Source organism: Anaerorudis cellulosivorans (assembly GCF_025943985.1).
Taxonomy (GTDB): domain Bacteria; phylum Bacteroidota; class Bacteroidia; order Bacteroidales; family Dysgonomonadaceae; genus Anaerorudis; species Anaerorudis cellulosivorans.
In genome coordinates this window covers 22335-41077 of record NZ_JAPCWE010000008.1, presented here as the reverse complement: position 1 = coordinate 41077, position 18743 = coordinate 22335, and the positions used below count along the sequence as shown (strand labels likewise).

Sequence of the window (18743 nt, the reverse complement as noted above, 5' to 3'; positions counted from 1 at the left end):
GACTTGGTGCGGAGAAGGTGCGGGGTAAGTTCGCACTTGTAGGTTGACTCTACAAAACAATAATTTTGTAAATTAGAAGAATAAACGTAATTTTGCACCTCCAAAATCCGAATAAAGATTGCAAAAAGGATTGATCTTCAAACTATCTATACTGTAGATAGTTTCATAAAAAACAACTAAAAAAGCTGTAATGAACATATCGCTAAACAAAACAGATGATGTAAATGGTGTGATCACCATTGAGATCGAAAAAGCAGATTATCAGGAAAAAGTAGAAGAAGCCTTAAATCGGCTTCGCCATCAGGTGAATATCCCCGGTTTCAGACAGGGAAAAGTTCCCAAAGGTATCATCGAAAAAATGTACGGGAAAACCGTTCTTGCCGACGAATTGTCAAAAATACTCAATGACGAGCTGTTTAAATACATCCGAGAAAACAATCTGCCTGTATTGGGAGAGCCCTTGGCAGTGGAGAATGAGGAAAATAAAATCGATTTCGAAAAAGACGAAAATTTCACGTTCTCGTTCGATATCGCCCTTTCGCCCGAGTTCGAACTGTCACTCACTCACGAAGACAAGCTCACTTATTATCATATAACGCTTGACGAGGAATCGCTCCAAGATCAAATAAATGCCTACCTGAACAACTACGGCACATATGAAGCGGTGGACGAACCGGCATTGGAAGACGATTTGCTGAAAGGCACCCTCACCGAATTGGAAAATGGCGAACCCAAAGAAAACGGAATGGTGATCGAAAATGCCGTTATCATGCCATTATACGTGAAAGATGAAGAGACCCGGAAGCAATTGATTGGCGCAAAGGTGGGCGACAAAATCGTGCTTAATCCTAAAAAAGCCTACGACAACAACGAAGCCGAAATTGCATCGTTACTGCAAACCACTAAGGACAAGATACAAGATATCGATTCGGATTTCAGCTACGAAATAAAAGAGATTACGCGCTATAAAAAACCCGAAATGAATCAGGAATTTTTCGACAAAATACTGGGCGAAGGCGTTGTTTCTTCGGAGGAGGAATTCAAATTGAAAGTCCGCGATCTGCTAAACACGCAATTCGCATCTCCAAGCGACTACCTGTTCATTCGCGATCTTCGCAACCTGATTCTCGACAAGATGAAGGATGTGCAGCTTCCCGAAGAATTTCTCAAGCGCTGGCTATTGGAGTCGAACAAAGAAAGCACAGCGGAAAGCATCGAAAATGAGTTCCCGAAAATTATCGACGATCTGAAATTTTCGTTGGCAAAAGACAAGATCATTAAAGAACATAACATTGAAGTTAGCCACGAAGATGTGGAAGCATTGGGCAACGAAAAGGCCAAAGCCCAATTTATCCAATACGGCATCCTGAATATCCGGGAAGAATTTTTGGGAGATTATGTAAAAAACATGTTATCCAATGAAAAAACGGTCAACGACCTCTACCAGCAGACCCTTAACAGAAAAATCATCGAAGGAATGAAACAGACTGTCGATGTGGAAGAAAAAGAAATCACATCGAAGGAATTGTCCGATATGCTCGAAAAGGAAAAGGAAAAGGAAAAGGAAAAAGAGGAAGAAAAGGGAAAAGAAGAAGCAAGTACCGGCGAAAACCGGGAATGAGATATGTTATTCCGTTAAATCCTGAAGGTTTTTTACCTGCCCGATACGGTGTTTTGCAAAGTTTAACTATATATTTCGAATATTCGTTATAACTTTGTTTAAAGTTCGATAAGGAGGTAAAAAACCTTTCGCTTTCTAAATTAGTTGGCATTTAATTTGCAACATCCGTAATTATAATAATACGAAGTATAAAAAGAACGTCAGCGGATTACTTCCGCCGAACAAAACAAAAGATATGAGAAACGAAAACGATTTTAGAAAATATGCCGTTAAACATTTAGGAATGAGCGGCTCACGATTAGATAGTTACATGAATATAACCAGCGATTATGGTTATATTTCACCAACCATTATAGAAGAACGTCAACTGAATGTTGCGCAGATGGACGTTTTCTCGCGTTTGATGATGGACCGGATAATTTTCCTGGGAACCCAAATTGACGAATATGCTGCCAATGTTGTTCAGGCTCAGTTGCTTTATTTGGATTCTTCAGATCCCGGGAAAGATATCTCGCTCTACATCAACTCTCCCGGTGGATCGGTATATGCAGGCTACGGCATATACGACACCATGCAGTTCATTTCGAGCGATGTATCCACCATTTGTACAGGCATCGCAGCATCAATGGCTGCCGTATTGCTGGTAGCCGGAACACCAAAAAAACGTTTTGCTCTGCCGCATTCACGCATTATGATACACCAACCGTTGGGAGGTGCACAAGGCCCTGCTTCGGATATCGAAATCACTGCTCGTGAAATAGCCAGAGTTAAACAGGAACTTTTCACTATTATTTCCAATCATTCGGGGCAGCCATATGAGGTGGTAGCTCGCGATTCAGACCGTGATTTTTGGATGACGGCACCCGAAGCCAAAGATTACGGCATGATCGACGAAGTATTGGAAAATAAAGCAAAAAGCAACACGGAAAATAAAGAAAAGGAATAAAAATTTTTAAGTAATAAACCAATTTCGAAAAATAAAACATTTAGAAATGGCAAAAAAATCCAACAGCAGTAATCATTGCAGTTTCTGCGGGAGAAGCGAAAACGAAGTAACGATTCTCCTTTCGGGAATTTCGGGATATATCTGCGACATGTGTGCCGAACAAGCACACGAAATAATAAACGAATCATGCAAAGGCTTGAAGAAGCAGCCAACCAACTTTGCAATTACTAATCTTCCCAAACCAAAACAAATAAAAGAATTTCTCGATCAATACGTTATCGGACAGGATATGGCAAAACGTTTCTTGTCGGTATCGGTATACAACCACTATAAACGTATCATGCAAAAAAACGTCAAGGAAGATGTGGAAATCGAGAAATCGAACATCATTCTTGTGGGACCCACCGGAACAGGTAAAACATTACTTGCGCAAACCATCGCAAAAATGCTGCAGGTTCCTTTTACGATTGTGGATGCTACCGTTTTCACCGAAGCCGGTTACGTGGGCGAAGATGTGGAAAGCATCCTTACCCGTCTGTTGCAAGTAGCCGATTACGACGTTGCTGCAGCCGAAAGAGGAATCGTTTTTATTGACGAAATCGACAAAATAGCCCGCAAAAACGATAATCCCTCCATAACCCGTGATGTAAGTGGCGAAGGAGTTCAACAGGGATTGTTGAAGCTATTGGAAGGTTCGGTAGTTAACGTCCCGCCTCAAGGAGGGAGGAAACATCCCGAACAACGCATGATTGCCGTGAACACCAAAAACATTCTGTTTATTTGCGGCGGCGCTTTCGACGGCATCGAAAAAAAGATTGCCCAGCGGCTCAACGCTCATGTGGTGGGTTACACAGCAAGCAACAACTCTGTACAGATTGACCGTACTAATCTGTTAAAATATATCACGCCGATGGATCTCAAAGCATACGGACTTATACCCGAACTCATCGGACGTCTTCCCATACTCACCTACCTCGATCCGCTGGACCGAAATGCCTTAATGCGCATCCTGACCGAACCCAAAAATTCGATTGTCAAACAATACGAAAAGCTGTTTGAGATAGACGGAATCACGCTTACTTTCGAAAAAGGCGTTTTCGAATATGTGGTAGACAAAGCCATCGAATATAAAGTAGGTGCACGTGGTCTGCGATCCATCATGGAAGTCATTATGATGGATGCCATGTTTATGCTTCCGTCAGAAGGCAACAAAAAGAAATTGCATATTACGACGGACTATGCAAAAGCACATTTCGAAAAATCGGAATTCGGGAAACTGAAAGTTGCCTGATGCCGTTGAACAATGAGCTCGATACAAATGAATAGGAAAAGAGGAGGGAGCATCCTCCTCTTTCTCTGAAAATCAGAAAAATCCGTGAAATTTTTTTCAGGGATTTTTTTAATGAAGCGATTTAAAAGAAAAAACCAATTTTAACATCATATTTTTTCTGAATTCAAATATTATCATTTATTTTAGTCATATGATAAGGATTAATTATTGAACGAAAAATACTTTTTATATTTTTGCATTCCTATTTCAGAAAAAAATGAATACATTACAAAGCTTCAGAACAACGAGTACAGAATCCATGGGAAAAGAGGATATTCTTTACGAAGGTCTTAAAAAATATTTTGGATTTGATACTTTCAAAGGCAATCAGGAAGCCATCATGAAAAGTATCTTATCGGGAACGGATACCTTTGTACTGATGCCCACCGGAGGAGGAAAATCGCTCTGCTATCAACTGCCGGCTTTATTGTCTGAGGGTACGGCCATTGTAATCTCACCTCTCATAGCTTTAATGAAAAACCAAGTCGATCTTCTTCGCAATTACCACGAAGAAGACGGTATAGCCCATTTTTTGAACTCTTCGCTTACTAAAACAGAAATCGAAGAGGTGAAAAACGACATCGTAAATGGCAAAACAAAACTGTTGTATGTTGCACCCGAATCGCTTACCAAACAAGAAAATATTGACTTTCTGCGAAGTGTAAAAATATCGTTTTACGCTGTCGACGAAGCACATTGCATTTCGGAATGGGGGCATGATTTCCGCCCCGAGTACCGACGAATACGTCCCATCATCAACGAAATAGGTGTAAGACCGGTAATTGCTCTTACGGCAACAGCCACTCCGAAAGTTCAACACGACATTCAGAAAACACTGGGCATGATGAATGCCGCCATATTTAAGTCGTCATTCAATCGACCAAATTTATATTACGAAATTCGTCCCAAAACCGATAAAGTGGATAGTGAAATCATCAAATACATTTTGTCTCAAGCAAACAAATCGGGAATCGTATATTGCCTGAGCCGCAAAAAAGTGGACGATTTCTCCGAAATTCTTCAAGCCAACGGAATAAAGGCTCTGCCCTATCATGCGGGGATGGATGCTGCCGCACGAAGCGCCAATCAGGATGCTTTTTTGATGGAGGAAGCACAAGTGATTGTGGCAACCATTGCATTCGGAATGGGAATTGACAAACCCGATGTACGCTATGTCATCCACTACGATATTCCAAAAAGTTTGGAAGGATACTATCAGGAAACAGGGAGAGCCGGACGTGACGGTGGCGAAGGCAACTGTATTGCCTTCTATTCAAGGAAAGACCTTCAAAAATTGGAACGTTTCATGCAAGGGAAACCGGTAGCCGAACAGGAAATCGGTAAACAACTTTTGTTGGAAACGGCAGCTTATGCAGAAACATCTGTATGCCGAAGAAAGATGCTGTTGCATTACTTCGGCGAAGAATATAACGAACCGAATTGTGGAAATTGTGACAATTGTTTAAATCCGAAAATAAAAGTGGAAGCAAAAGAATTATTGATTACGGTTTTAGAAGCTATCGAAGCATTAAAAGAAAAGCAGAAGACCGAATACGTAATTAACTTTCTACTCGGTAAAGAGACTTCCGAGATAGAAACTTACGGCCATAACGAACTCGATGAATTTGGATCGGGGGCCGATGAAGAAGAAAGTACATGGCAAAGCGTTATTCGCCAAGCTCTTCTGGATAATTATTTAAAAAAAGATATCGAAAACTATGGCATACTCAAAATAACGAAGAAAGGAAAAGACTTCCTGAAAAAACCCGTCTCCTTTAAAATTACAAAAGACGATGAAGAGGAAGAAAACGAAGAAGAGCTGTATCCCGACAATGCCGATATGATGGCTTCGGGCGGTGGCAGCTTCGGTGCGGTAGATCCGGTGTTGTTTGCCATGATGAAAGATTTGAGAAAAAAAATGGCGAAGAAGCTGAATGTGCCTCCCTACGTCATCTTTCAACCGGCTACCCTCGAGGCAATGGCTACTACCTACCCTATTACGCTCGAAGAACTTCAAAATATGCCCGGAGTAGGGCCGGGGAAAGCCAAACGATACGGTAAAGAATTTATCGACCTCATCAAAAAACACGTTGAAGAAAACGAGATTGAACGCCCCGAAGATCTGCGCGTAAAAACGGTAGCCAATAAATCAAAACTCAAAGTATCTATTGTTCAGGCAATCGATAGAAAAGTGGCGTTGGACGATCTGGCAGAATCCAAAGGAATGGATTTTGAAGAAATGCTCTCCGAAGTTGAAGCAATCGTTTATGCCGGAACAAAGATCAATATCGATTATTTTCTGAACGAAATCATGGATCGGGATTCCATTGACGAAATATACAGCTATTTCAAGCAAACCGAAACCGACGATTTGGAAATGGCTGTTGAAAATTTGCCGGATTATACGGAAACCGAAATCCGATTGGTTCGCATCAAATTCTTCTCGGATATGGCAAACTGATTCCTAACAAGAAATGAAATTATTGACACAAATCAATAGCCCCGATGATTTAAAAAAACTCAACATCGAACAACTCCAGCAGGTTTGTTGCGAATTAAGGGAATATATCATCGATCAGCTGTCGCACAATCCCGGACATTTTGCTTCGAGTCTGGGAACGGTAGAACTGACGGTGGCACTGCACTATATTTACAATACACCTTACGACCGGTTGGTTTGGGATGTGGGTCATCAAGCCTATAGCCATAAAATACTGACAGGAAGGCGCGACATGTTTCCATCCAACCGCAAACTGGGAGGGATCTCCGGATTTCCTAATCCCAAAGAAAGCGAATACGATACTTTTGTGTCGGGACACGCTTCCACTTCTATTTCGGCTGCGTTGGGAATGGCTGTTGCAGCTCATCTCAATCATGAAGAAGACCGTCATGTGGTTGCCATTATCGGCGATGGAGCTATGACCGGCGGATTGGCCTACGAAGGCTTAAACAATGCATGTTCACAGCCGAACAATCTGCTCATCATCCTCAATGACAACGACATGTCCATCGACCACAACGTGGGTGGGTTACGTGAGTATCTGATTAAATTAACCACTTCAGCCAAATACAATAAAATAAGATACGGAATTTATCAGGCGTTCAAACAAAAAAAACTCATTGACGAGGACAAAAAAAACTTCATTATTCGTTTCAACAACAGTATCAAATCGTTGCTCACTCGTCAACAGAATATGTTTGAAGGGTTCAATATTCGCTATTTCGGTCCAATTGACGGGCATGATTTGCCGGAGCTCATCCGCGTGCTCCGCAATATCAAAGACATGAAAGGGCCTAAGCTGCTACACATCAAAACCATCAAAGGAAAGGGATATGCTCCGGCGGAAAAATCGGCAACCATTTGGCATGCTCCGGGACTTTTCGATAAGGAAACCGGGGAACGCATCATAAAAAGAAGCAAAGACCAGCCTCAGCTTTATCAGGATGTTTTCGGACATACCCTTGTGGAGCTGGCCGAAAAAAACGAAAAGATAGTCGGCGTAACGCCGGCAATGCCTACCGGATGTTCCATGAATTATTTGATGGAAAAATTTCCTGAACGTACATTCGATGTCGGTATTGCCGAAGAACATGCCGTAACATTCTCGGCCGGACTGGCAAAAGAAGGGTTTATTCCGTTTTGCAACATCTACTCTTCTTTTATGCAACGGGCATACGACCAGGTTATTCACGATGTTGCGCTCCAAAAATTGAAGGTTATACTCTGCCTCGACAGAGCCGGTCTCGTGGGTGAAGACGGTCCTACTCATCACGGCGTATTCGATCTCGCATACTTACGTCCAATCCCCAACCTTACCATTGCGGCTCCTTTAAACGAACACGATCTGCGAAACCTCATGTACACTGCAGTATATGGCAACGAAGGACCCTTCGTTATTCGATATCCGAAAGGGCAAGGCGAATTAAAGAATTGGCAGAATACGATGCAAATTATTCCTATCGGCAAAGGAAGAAAGCTAAGGGATGGCGAGAGAATTGCCGTACTGTCCATTGGGAAAATCGGGAATGATGCGGCGAAAGCCATCGAAAAAGCTGCCGAAATAGGGATTTTTGCGGCTCATTACGATTTGCTCTTCCTGAAACCCATTGACAAGGAACTGCTGACTGAAATCGCACAAAACTACGCCTACCTCATTACCGTTGAAAACGGGGTAATTGCCGGAGGTATGGGCGATGCCGTCACCGATTTTTTAACTGTTCATCATTACAATGACATTCGTGTTCGCAAACTCGGCATTAAAGACGAATTTGTTACGCAAGGCAGCATAGATGAACTGAAACATTTGTGTGGAATTGATGAAGACAGCATTTTTGAAGCTATTATGGAAGCAAACGAAGTCATCAAAAACACCAACAAAGTCAACACGATAAAGAAACTTTCGGGCCACTGAATATGTTGCAAAATAAACCGCTCCAACAAAGAGAAAAAACAAAACGAACATTATTTAATACAAAAAATCAATGAAAATTATCATAGCCGGTGCTGGTGAAGTTGGGACTCATCTTGCGCGATTATTAGGGGAAGAAAATCACGATATCACCGTAATGGATGAAAATAAAGATCGCATTCAAACTTTCAAAGATAATGCAGAATTGACTTCCCTTGTGGGAAAATGCACCTCGCTAAACGATTTAAACACAGCCGGGGTAAAAGATGCCGATTTGTTTATCGGTGTTACCCCCGAAGAATCGAGCAATATCCTAAGCTGCATGTTGGCATCTAACCTGGGAGCTAAAAAAACCCTGGCACGCATCGATAACTACGAATACCTTTTACCTAAAAATGCCGTTTTTTTTGAAGAAAGAGGTATCAATTCCATGATCTATCCCGAAATGATGGCTGCCCGCGAAATTGTGCAGGCACTGAAAACTCCCTGGACACGCTTCTGGTGGGAACTTTCAAACGGGTCGGTTATCCTTGCAGGAGCCAAAATCAGAGAAAATGCTCCAATAGTCAACAAATACCTGTACGAATTGGCTCAAGAAAACAAAAAATTTCATATTGTAGCCATTAAACGGAACAATATGACCATCATACCAAAAGGAAATGATCAGATACTGCCCAACGATATTCTATACTTCACCACTTTGCGAAAATACCTCGATGAAATGCCCGATCTCTTGGGGAAAAGATTGTTTGAAGTTAAAAATGTAATGATTATGGGTGGCAGCCGAATCACTATGCGAACGGTGCAATATCTTCCTTCGCATATGAATATTAAAATTATTGAGCGGGACAGGGAACGAGCCGAAATGCTCCTTGAAAAAGTGCCGTCAAACGTGAGCATCTTTTTGGGTGATGGACGAGACGCCGAATTGCTTCAAAATGAAGGAATTACAGAATGCGATGCTTTTCTTTCGCTCACAGGAAACTCCGAAGCCAACATCCTGGCCTGCCTTATGGCAAAACAATACGGGGTAAGAAAAACCGTTGCCGAAGTTGAGAACCTGGATTATATCAATATGGCCGAGCGTTTCGATATCGGAACGGTTATCAACAAAAAAGTGATTGCTGCCAGTAAAATATACGAACTGCTGTTAAAGGCCGATGTTTCCAATATTAAGTGCCTCACCTTTGCAAACGCAAATGTTGGCGAAATTATTGCCAAACCCAATTCAAAAGTTACCAAAAAATTGATTAAGAATCTCAACCTTCCTCCCGATATTACTTTCGGAGCACTCATACGTAACGGCGAGCCCATTTTGGTAGATGGCGAAACCCTTATCGAACCGTATGATCAGGTAGTGGTATTTTTCCTCAGCAAATCGCTGAAAAGTATCGAAAATCTATTCAATTGATTTTCATTTTCAACGATAATCGCTTTTTTTTGATGTAAAAAAGGAAAATAAACAATAAGCCTCGAGAAATAAACTTCCCGAGGCTTTTTTGTATTAATCACTACACAAAATGGGGTGATAAAATTTGCTAGTTCTTGAAGAATATCACATCGTCGATTGCATCAATAATGATGGGTTTTGTTTTATCTACCGTTCCTGCAATGAGATCTTTCGACAATTGATTGAGTATTTTGCGTTGAATAACCCGCTTAACAGGACGTGCACCGAACTGCGGATCGTACCCTTCTTTTGCAAGGCTTTCCACTGCCTCATCGGTATATTCCAATTGGATATTGCTGTTTTCGGCGAGCATTTTCTTCACATTATCGAGTTGCAAACGAACGATTTGTTTGATTTCGTTCTGGGTTAACGGTGAAAACATGATGATTTCATCCACACGATTCAGAAACTCGGGACGAATTCGGGTTTTCAACAACTCCATCACCTCATTTTTCGTTTGCTCGATGATTTCTTCACGATTGGAATCGGTGAGTCGTTCAAAATTCGACCGAATCAAGTCAGATCCCATATTGGAGGTCATAATAATAATCGTGTTTTTAAAATTCACAACCCTCCCCTTATTATCGGTCAACCGTCCGTCATCGAGCACCTGAAGCAATACATTGAACACATCGGGATGCGCTTTTTCGATTTCATCGAAAAGTACTACCGAATAGGGCTTACGCCGAATAGCTTCTGTCAATTGTCCACCTTCTTCGTAACCCACATATCCCGGAGGTGCGCCGATCAATCGGGTAACACTGAATTTCTCCTGATATTCGCTCATATCGATACGCGTCATCATGCTCTCATCGTCAAACAGACACTCGGCAAGCGCTTTTGCCAATTCGGTTTTACCAACACCGGTTGTTCCAAGAAAGATGAACGAACCGATCGGACGTTTGGGATCGCTCAATCCCGCACGATTTCGACGAATGGCGTCTGCAACAGCTCTAATTGCCTCATCTTGCCCAATAACCCTTTTGTGGAGCTCATCCTCAAGTGAGAGCAACTTTTCGCGTTCGCTTTGCAACATTTTCGATACGGGAATCCCCGTCCACTTCGATACGATTTCGGCAATATCCTCGGCATCTACTTCCTCTTTAATCAATGGCCGATCTCCTTGAACCTCTCGAAGTTTCTTTTGCAATTCTTCAATTTCCCTTTCTTTTTCCTTTATCTTTCCGTAACGCAACTCGGCAACTTTACCATAATCGCCCTCACGCTCGGCTATATCGGCCTGAATTTTTGCCTCTTCTATTTCGGCTTTGTTTTGCTGAATTTTATCGATGATTTCCTTTTCGGCCAACCATCTGGCTTTATACTCAGCTTCTTGCTGCTTCAACTCTTCAATCTGGCGGGTCAGCAGTTCTTCTTTCGCTTTATCGTTCTCGCGCCTGATTGCTTCGCGTTCAATTTCAAGTTGTTTTCTTTTCCGCTGTATTTCATCGAGTTCTTCCGGAACAGAATCCATTTCCATCCTCAGTTTGGCTGCTGCTTCATCCATCAAATCGATTGCTTTATCGGGCAAAAAACGATCGGTAATATACCGGTGCGACAATTGTACGGCAGCGATAATAGCTTCGTCTTTAATACGTACCTTATGATGATTTTCATACCTTTCTTTCAAACCCCTCAGGATAGAAATGGCATCGGCCTCGCTCGGTTCATCCACCATCACAATTTGGAAACGGCGCTCCAACGCTTTATCTTTTTCGAAATACTTTTGATACTCGTCAAGGGTGGTAGCACCAATTGCACGCAATTCACCACGAGCCAGTGCCGGCTTCAAAATATTGGCAGCATCCATAGCTCCTGAAGTTTTTCCTGCTCCCACCAGCGTATGGATTTCATCGATGAACAAAATGATCTCACCTTCCGATTTCACCACTTCATTAATTACCGCCTTCAGCCGTTCTTCAAATTCGCCCTGATACTTTGCCCCGGCAATCAACGCTCCCATATCCAGCGAGAAGATTTGTTTGCTTTTCAGGTTTTCGGGAACATCGCCACGAACAATACGATGTGCCAATCCCTCTACAATAGCCGTTTTACCGGTTCCCGGTTCCCCGATCAGGATAGGATTGTTTTTGGTACGGCGACTCAATATCTGCAACACCCGACGAATCTCTTCATCACGCCCAATTACAGGATCGAGCTGGCCTTTTCGGGCTCTCTCGGTAAGATTGATCGAATATTTGCTCAATGCCTGATAGGTTTCTTCTGCTGTCTGGCTGGTTACCTTATCGCCCTTTCTCAGCTCCTTTATTGCCAATTCAAGTTGATTTTCAGAAACACCCTGAGCCTTCAAAATCTGCGAAGCGGGACTTTTCTCACTTACCAACGCCAGCAAAAGATGTTCAAGAGAAACAAACTGATCGCCCATTTTGGCAGCATAATCCGATGCCTTCTGAAATACCGCATTAGAGTCGCGACTCAACATCGGTTCACCACCTGACACACGTGGATAAGATTCAATTTCTCTATCGACCGCTGCTTCTAACGATCGCATATTTACCCCCAACTTCTGAAACAGAAAATTGGTCACATTCTCTCCTACCAGCATCACTCCTTTCAGCACATGTGCCGGTTCAATCATTTGCTGACTATTTGCCTGTACCAAATCAATTGCTTTTTGTACAGCCTCTTGTGCTTTAATGGTAAAATTGTTAAAATTCATAATTAATTTTTTTATTATATTAATTCCTTCTTTCTTAATTAAGAGAGTCAAAATTCTTGCCAACGGAATTTTTATGACGTTTTGACAGTTTTCATTCCTCGGAATAAATATAATGGAAACGAATTCAGCGTATTATCCTATTATTAATTTACTCTATTAACGTATATAATTCGGTTTTTCCAAACCATATCCTTTTTTTCTGTCTTCTATTTTTAACAGAAAAGCAAAAAGGACGGCCAAAAAACCAAATCCGGCGAAAATAAGCATCGGGAGAGTATAATCGTAGGTATTGACCATTAATCCGTCGCGAACAGTCTGCCCGGTAATGCAATATTTATCCAATACCCATCCGATCAGCAGAGGAACACCCATTAATCCCCAGTTTTGTACCCAAAAAATCAATGCCATAGCTGTTCCCAACTGTCTCTCGGGAACAATTTTCGTAACCGAAGGCCACATGGCAGAGGGAACCAGCGAAAAAGCAATACCTAACATAATCACCAGCAAAATAGCAATTGCCCAATTATTCAAAAACGGAACGGCAAACAGCAAATGAACAACGATCAGCAACACTGAACCCCAAATCATGATGGAAGCTCCTTTGCCCATTCGGTCGTATATGTTGCCAAACAAAGGCGTTAGCAATATGGTGCCGAAAGGCAAAAGAGAGGGTATGAGGCCGGCTAAATCCATTTCTACGCCAAACTTGTTCACCATAAGATCGGTAGCGTATTTCAAAAAAGGGAAGACAGCCGAATAAAACAACACGCAAAGAATAGCGATGAACCACCACCCCTTGTTGGTCACAATTTTTCGGATATCCGATATTTTGAATTCTTCTTCTTCCAAATTATCCGGTTTGGCATCCGCAATCGACTGATCGAGCTTCTTGTCAATAAAAATGTAAACTACAAATGCCAGTAACCCTATACAAAGAGCTATTAACCCCACAAGTACCGATCGCGAAACATCGGCCACCCCCGTTATTTTAGCTATTGGAACAGAGAAGGCCAGTGCAAAGGCTGTACCCACACGAGCCAACGCAACCTGCAAGCCCATAGCCAATGCCAATTCTTTGCCTTGAAACCATTTATAGATCACTTTGGTGACGGTAATGCCGGCAACTTCAACACCAACAGCAAAAGTGGCATATCCGATACTTGCAAAAAAAACTTGTGATTTTATTCCCCATATACTGCTGCCTTGAAGCGTGGTTGACGATATTGCCCAATATTGTATTGCCGTACCGATTACCATAATCAACGCCGCACCAAAACCGGTTATCCGAACACCTACCTTGTCGAGAATAATCCCACCGAAAATCAACATCAAAAGAAAAACATTGAACCACCCGTAAGCACTCGTAAATGTTCCATAGTCGCTACTCGTCCACCCGATCTGTCCTTCAAGAAGTCCTTTTAAAGGGGACATCACATCTGCAAAAAAATAACCGCACATCATCGTAAAAGATGCGAGTGCAAGAGCAGTCCATCGCGCTTTCTTCGAATCACGAAGCGTTTCCCTGATTTTTTCTGTCATTTGAATTTTCTTTAATGTGTTAATTTATATTTTGTGCTATCTATCCTGTTCTTTATCTTGTTTACTTCATGCTGAAACTGCAAAGGTATAAATTATCGAACATTATCGTTTTAAAACCCCGTATATTTTAGTTATATATTGAGTGCCAAAGGAATTTGGCAATTTATTCGGAAAAATTTCGACCAATATATCGAAAACGCATCATAAGCCAAACGAAACACCCTTTCCCATTAGGAATTTTATTGTAAATTTGCGGATAATTATAAGGAGGATGAGCAAAATAAATTCATTCGGAAAGCCGACAAGGTTTTTCATCTGTTTAATAGTCCTTTCTTTCTTTCTGATGTCCTGCGTGAAGGAAGAAGTGGAACTGCCAAACCAAAAGACGTTATTGATGTATCTGCCTTGGCCGGCCGATATGACTTTAACAAAAGCTTTCAAGACAAACATAGCGGATCTGGAAAAAGCAATCAGCAAAAACGGATTGAACAACGAAAAAGTAGTCGTATTTATGTCGACTAGTTCAACTCAAGCTACGTTGTATGAAATAACCTGTAAAAATGGCATATGCAAACATGATACCCTGAAAAATTATGTTAATCCTTCTTTTACTACCGTTGAAGGTATTGCCTCCATTTTGAGTGACATGAAAAGTGTTGCACCGGCACTCACCTACGCTATGATTATCGGAGGTCATGGCATGGGCTGGCTTCCTGTTTACCCGACTTACCCAACAATAGGAATAAGAGCATTATCCACATCCGTATCATCCTTTAAAAATTACTGGGAATATGAAGGAGCATTTCACACCCGTTACTTTGGGGGAACAACCACCAATTATCAAACCGATATTACCTCATTGGCAAACGGCATCACAATGGCGGGAATAAAAAAAATGGAATACATTCTTTTTGATAATTGCTACATGTCATCGGTAGAGGTCGCTTATGAACTGCGAAATGTGACCAACTATCTGATCGCTTCCCCTACCGAAATAATGGCGTATGGCATGCCTTATGCTGTTGTAGGAGAATACCTGTTGGGGAAAACCGATTATGAAGCGGTCTGCGACGGCTTTTATTCATTCTATTCTACCAATGATGAAGCACCCTATGGAACATTAGCCGTAACCGATTGCTCCGAACTAGATTTTACTGCATCCCTCATGAAAGAAATAAACAGTCGTTATACCTTTGATGCTGCTCAACTCAATTCGTTACAACGGATGGATGGCTATGAACCACCCTTATTTTACGATTTTGGCGATTATGTTGCGCATTTGTGTACAGATGAGCAATTGTTGATGGAATTCGAAGAACAGCTAAATCGCATGATTCCCTACAAAAAACATACAACCGAATTTTACACGAAAAGTAAAGGAGTTTTGCCAATCAACGTCTATTCCGGAATCACAACCTCCGACCCAAGTGATAACCCACGGGTAAGCATCGATAAGACAAAAACAAGCTGGTATACAGCAACACACTAAAAAAGAACCATCGGTTCGTTTTGGTTTATCGGTACACAAAAATTATCTTTGCATTATCTTTTGATATCCCGTATATCAATAAGAAATGCCTGCAAAAGATGAATTATAAACTGGAAATATGTGCCAATTCCGTTGCCAGTTGTCTGCAAGCCCAAAAAGGCGGAGCGTATCGGGTTGAACTCTGTGCTTCCATTCCCGAAGGCGGAACTACTCCCTCTTATGCAACCATTGCCTTGGCGCGTGAATTACTGAACATCAAACTCCACGTGATCATTCGCCCCCGGGGTGGCGATTTTCTTTATTCCCCTTTGGAACACAAAATCATGCTCAACGATATCGAAGCGGCCAAAAAACTGCATGCCGACGGTGTGGTGATTGGCTGCCTTACCCCCCAAGGCGACATCGACATGCAACGAAATCGTGAACTGATCGATGCAGCAGAAGGGATGAGCGTTACCTTTCACAGGGCTTTCGATATGAGCCGAGATCCTTTTGAAAGTCTGGAAAATATTATATCTTTGGGGTGCGACAGATTGCTTACTTCGGGACAGCAACCAAAAGCCGAACAGGGTATTACCCTGATAAAGCAATTGGTTCGACAGGCCGGCGAGCGAATCATCATTATGCCGGGCAGCGGCATCAATGAATATAATATCGCAAAAATTGCCCGTGAAACGGGAGCGAAAGAATTTCATTTATCGGTACGCGAAAAGGTTGAAAGCAACATGATCTATCGTAACCCCTCGCTCTCTATGGGAAGCACAACAAGCGCGATAGACGAATATGCCCAGGAAATCACGAGCGCATTGCGTGTAGAAAAAGCCTTAAAAAGTTTATTGCAGGAAGGATAAACAATAGAAACCGACATCGAAACGATATTTGCTAAAATAACTAAATATTTAAATGACATGAAAAAAATCAGCTGTTTCATTATTTCATTAGCAACGGCAGGACTTTTATTCTCCTGTTCCGGAAAAAAAGAAATGCGAGAGGCCAATTATCAGGTCGTGCCTCTGCCCGCTGAAATAACCACAGAAAATGGGACGCCTTTTACGTTATCGAAAGCCACAAAAATCGTTTTTCCGCAAGAAAACGAAAAAATGCAGCGCAATGCGCAATTTCTGGCAGCGTATTTGGAAATTTCTACCGGCATCAAACCGGAAATAACCACCACAGCTCCGCAAAAAAATGCCGTAATCCTGGCATTAGATGCGGTAAACGAAAATCCCGAAGCTTATCGAATTGAGGTGAACGAGAATACCATCACTATCACGGGATCGAGTGAAGCAGGGGTCTTCTACGGCATCCAAACGTTGCGAAAAGCAACGCCTGTGGGCGAAAATATATCGGTGATGTATCCGCAAGTCATCATCAACGATCAGCCGAGATTTGGCTACCGGGGAATGATGCTCGATGTTGCGCGTCATTTCGAACCGGCCGATTTCGTAAAAAAATACATCGACATGCTGGCTTTGCACAACATCAACCGATTTCATTGGCATCTCACCGATGATCAGGGATGGAGAATAGAAATCAAAAAATTCCCCAAACTCACCGAAATCGGTGCATTCAGAAAAGAAACCGTTATCGGGAAAAATACGGGAAAATATGACGGCAAGCCACACGGCGGATTTTATACACAAGATGAAATCAGCGATATCGTAAAATATGCCGAAGAACGCTACATCACCATTATTCCCGAAATTGATCTGCCGGGACATATGCTATCTGCCCTAGCTGCCTATCCCGAACTCGGATGCACGGGTGGACCATACGAAGTGGCAAAGGAATGGGGTGTTTTCGAAGATGTGCTTTGCCCGGGAAAAGAGGCTACCTTTGAATTTTTGGAAGGTGTTCTCAGTGAAGTAATGGAACTTTTCCCTTCGAAATACATTCATATCGGAGGTGATGAATGTCCTAAAGTCCGCTGGGAAAAATGTCCGGATTGTCAACGACGCATCAAAGAACTGGGGCTGAAAGACGACAGCAAGCACACAGCCGAACATTACCTCCAAAGCTATGTAACTGCCCGTATTGAGAAGTTTCTCAACGATCACGGAAGAAACATCATTGGCTGGGATGAAATTTTGGAAGGCGAACTTGCGCCCAATGCCACTGTGATGTCTTGGCGCGGGATGGAAGGAGGTATTCTTGCTGCTCAGATGAATCATGATGTCATTATGACACCCACCTCATATTGCTATTTCGACTATTATCAAACGCAAGATATCGAAAACGAACCGCTTTCCATTGGCGGATACGTTCCCATTGAAAAAGTGTATAGTTTCGAACCCGTTCCGGAAGTATTGACACCTGAACAGAAAAAACATATTTTGGGACCACAAGCCAATCTGTGGACGGAATATATCAAAACGCCCGAACATGTAGAGTACATGGTCATGCCACGCATTGCTGCACTTTGCGAAGTGCAGTGGCTGCAGCCCGAAAAGAAAAACTACGAAGAATTTTTGAAAAGATTACCACGTCTGCTCGCTTTGTACGACAAATTGGGATACCATTATGCAACTCACGTTTTTGACATTCAAGCCAAATTAATGCCCAATTTCGAAACCAATGCACTCAATGTGGAATTATCGACCATTGACGATGCTCCCATCTATTATACCTTGAACGGAGAAGAACCGACCACTTCATCTACCCTGTACGAAGGTAGTTTTACGATAAAGGGAGATGCCGAAATTAAAGCGGTAGCCATTCGCGAAAATGGGAAAAACAGTAAAATATTTCATGAAAAAGTAAAGGTAAGCAAATCCACTTTCAAACCCATTGTGTTGCTTACCCAACCGGCACCCAATTATGCTTTCAGCGGTCCGGGCATGTTGGTGGACGGCTTGTTCGGAAAAAGTTCAAACTACAAAACCGGCAGATGGATGGGATTTCAGAACGAAGATCTGATTGCCGTTATCGATATGCTTGAACCCACCGGCATATCCAAGGCAGAAATCAGAAATGCCGTTGTGACCGGCGACTGGGTATTCGACGCATCAGAAATAACGATTGCTTCATCGAACAACGATTCTGTTTTCACTACCGTAAAAAGTGAAAAATATATCGATGCCAAGATGGAAAACTGGTCAGATGTAGTAACACACACACTGACCTTTGATCCGGTGACTGCCCGATATTTCAAAGTTACGGTTAAACCTTCCATCATTCCGGCATGGCATCCGGGAAAAGGAAACAGGGCTTTTATTTTTGTCGATGAAATTGTATTGGATTAATCGTAACAAACGATAATAAAAAAACGCATCGGGGGAA

General features: G+C 42.2%; 11 protein-coding genes. 9 read left to right on the top strand and 2 right to left on the bottom strand.

Annotation, left to right across the window (positions count from 1 at the left end; all coding sequences use genetic code 11):
- The first annotated feature begins 190 nt into the window (after positions 1 to 190).
- From tig to trkA, 6 genes are all read left to right on the top strand, one after another.
- Complete coding sequence (gene tig / locus OLM34_RS05865; protein ID WP_264405855.1) at positions 191 to 1621, top strand: trigger factor; 1431 nt, start codon at positions 191 to 193, stop codon at positions 1619 to 1621.
- Positions 1622 to 1856: 235 nt separating this feature from the next.
- On the top strand, positions 1857 to 2567 hold the full coding sequence (clpP, locus tag OLM34_RS05860) for an ATP-dependent Clp endopeptidase proteolytic subunit ClpP (protein WP_264405853.1): 711 nt from the start codon (positions 1857 to 1859) through the stop codon (positions 2565 to 2567).
- 46 nt (positions 2568 to 2613) lie between these two features.
- Positions 2614 to 3858, top strand: coding sequence for an ATP-dependent Clp protease ATP-binding subunit ClpX (clpX, locus tag OLM34_RS05855; RefSeq protein WP_264405851.1), 1245 nt, complete (start codon positions 2614 to 2616; stop codon positions 3856 to 3858).
- 298 nt (positions 3859 to 4156) lie between these two features.
- Positions 4157 to 6358 carry a DNA helicase RecQ gene (gene recQ, locus OLM34_RS05850; RefSeq protein WP_264406018.1) on the top strand — a complete coding sequence of 734 codons (2202 nt, stop codon included), beginning with the start codon at positions 4157 to 4159 and terminating at the stop codon, positions 6356 to 6358.
- A 13-nt stretch (positions 6359 to 6371) separates the two neighbouring features.
- Complete coding sequence (dxs, locus tag OLM34_RS05845; protein WP_264405850.1) at positions 6372 to 8309, top strand: 1-deoxy-D-xylulose-5-phosphate synthase; 1938 nt, start codon at positions 6372 to 6374, stop codon at positions 8307 to 8309.
- A 70-nt stretch (positions 8310 to 8379) separates the two neighbouring features.
- A complete protein-coding gene (trkA, locus tag OLM34_RS05840; protein ID WP_264405848.1) occupies positions 8380 to 9717 on the top strand; it encodes a Trk system potassium transporter TrkA in 1338 nt (445 codons plus the stop codon).
- Positions 9718 to 9844: 127 nt separating this feature from the next.
- Here the strand turns inward: trkA and clpB are convergent, their stop codons facing one another.
- On the bottom strand, positions 9845 to 12436 hold the full coding sequence (gene clpB / locus OLM34_RS05835; RefSeq protein ID WP_264405847.1) for an ATP-dependent chaperone ClpB: 2592 nt from the start codon (positions 12434 to 12436) through the stop codon (positions 9845 to 9847).
- 156 nt (positions 12437 to 12592) lie between these two features.
- On the bottom strand, positions 12593 to 13975 hold the full coding sequence (locus OLM34_RS05830) for an MFS transporter (protein ID WP_264405845.1): 1383 nt from the start codon (positions 13973 to 13975) through the stop codon (positions 12593 to 12595).
- Positions 13976 to 14246: 271 nt separating this feature from the next.
- Here OLM34_RS05830 and OLM34_RS05825 point away from each other — a divergent pair, with 271 nt between their 5' ends.
- The 3 genes from OLM34_RS05825 to OLM34_RS05815 all read left to right on the top strand — a co-directional run bounded on the left by OLM34_RS05825 (position 14247) and on the right by OLM34_RS05815 (position 18706).
- The gene (locus OLM34_RS05825; RefSeq protein WP_264405844.1) at positions 14247 to 15464 is read left to right on the top strand and encodes a clostripain-related cysteine peptidase; all 1218 of its coding nucleotides are present in this window, start codon (positions 14247 to 14249) and stop codon (positions 15462 to 15464) included.
- Between the two features lie 98 nt (positions 15465 to 15562).
- Entirely contained in the window at positions 15563 to 16315 is a 753-nt protein-coding gene (locus tag OLM34_RS05820; RefSeq protein WP_264405843.1) for a copper homeostasis protein CutC, read from the top strand.
- Positions 16316 to 16372: 57 nt separating this feature from the next.
- Positions 16373 to 18706: a glycoside hydrolase family 20 protein gene (locus OLM34_RS05815; protein ID WP_264405842.1), complete on the top strand. Its 2334-nt coding sequence runs from the start codon at positions 16373 to 16375 to the stop codon at positions 18704 to 18706.
- The last annotated feature ends 37 nt before the right edge of the window (positions 18707 to 18743 follow it).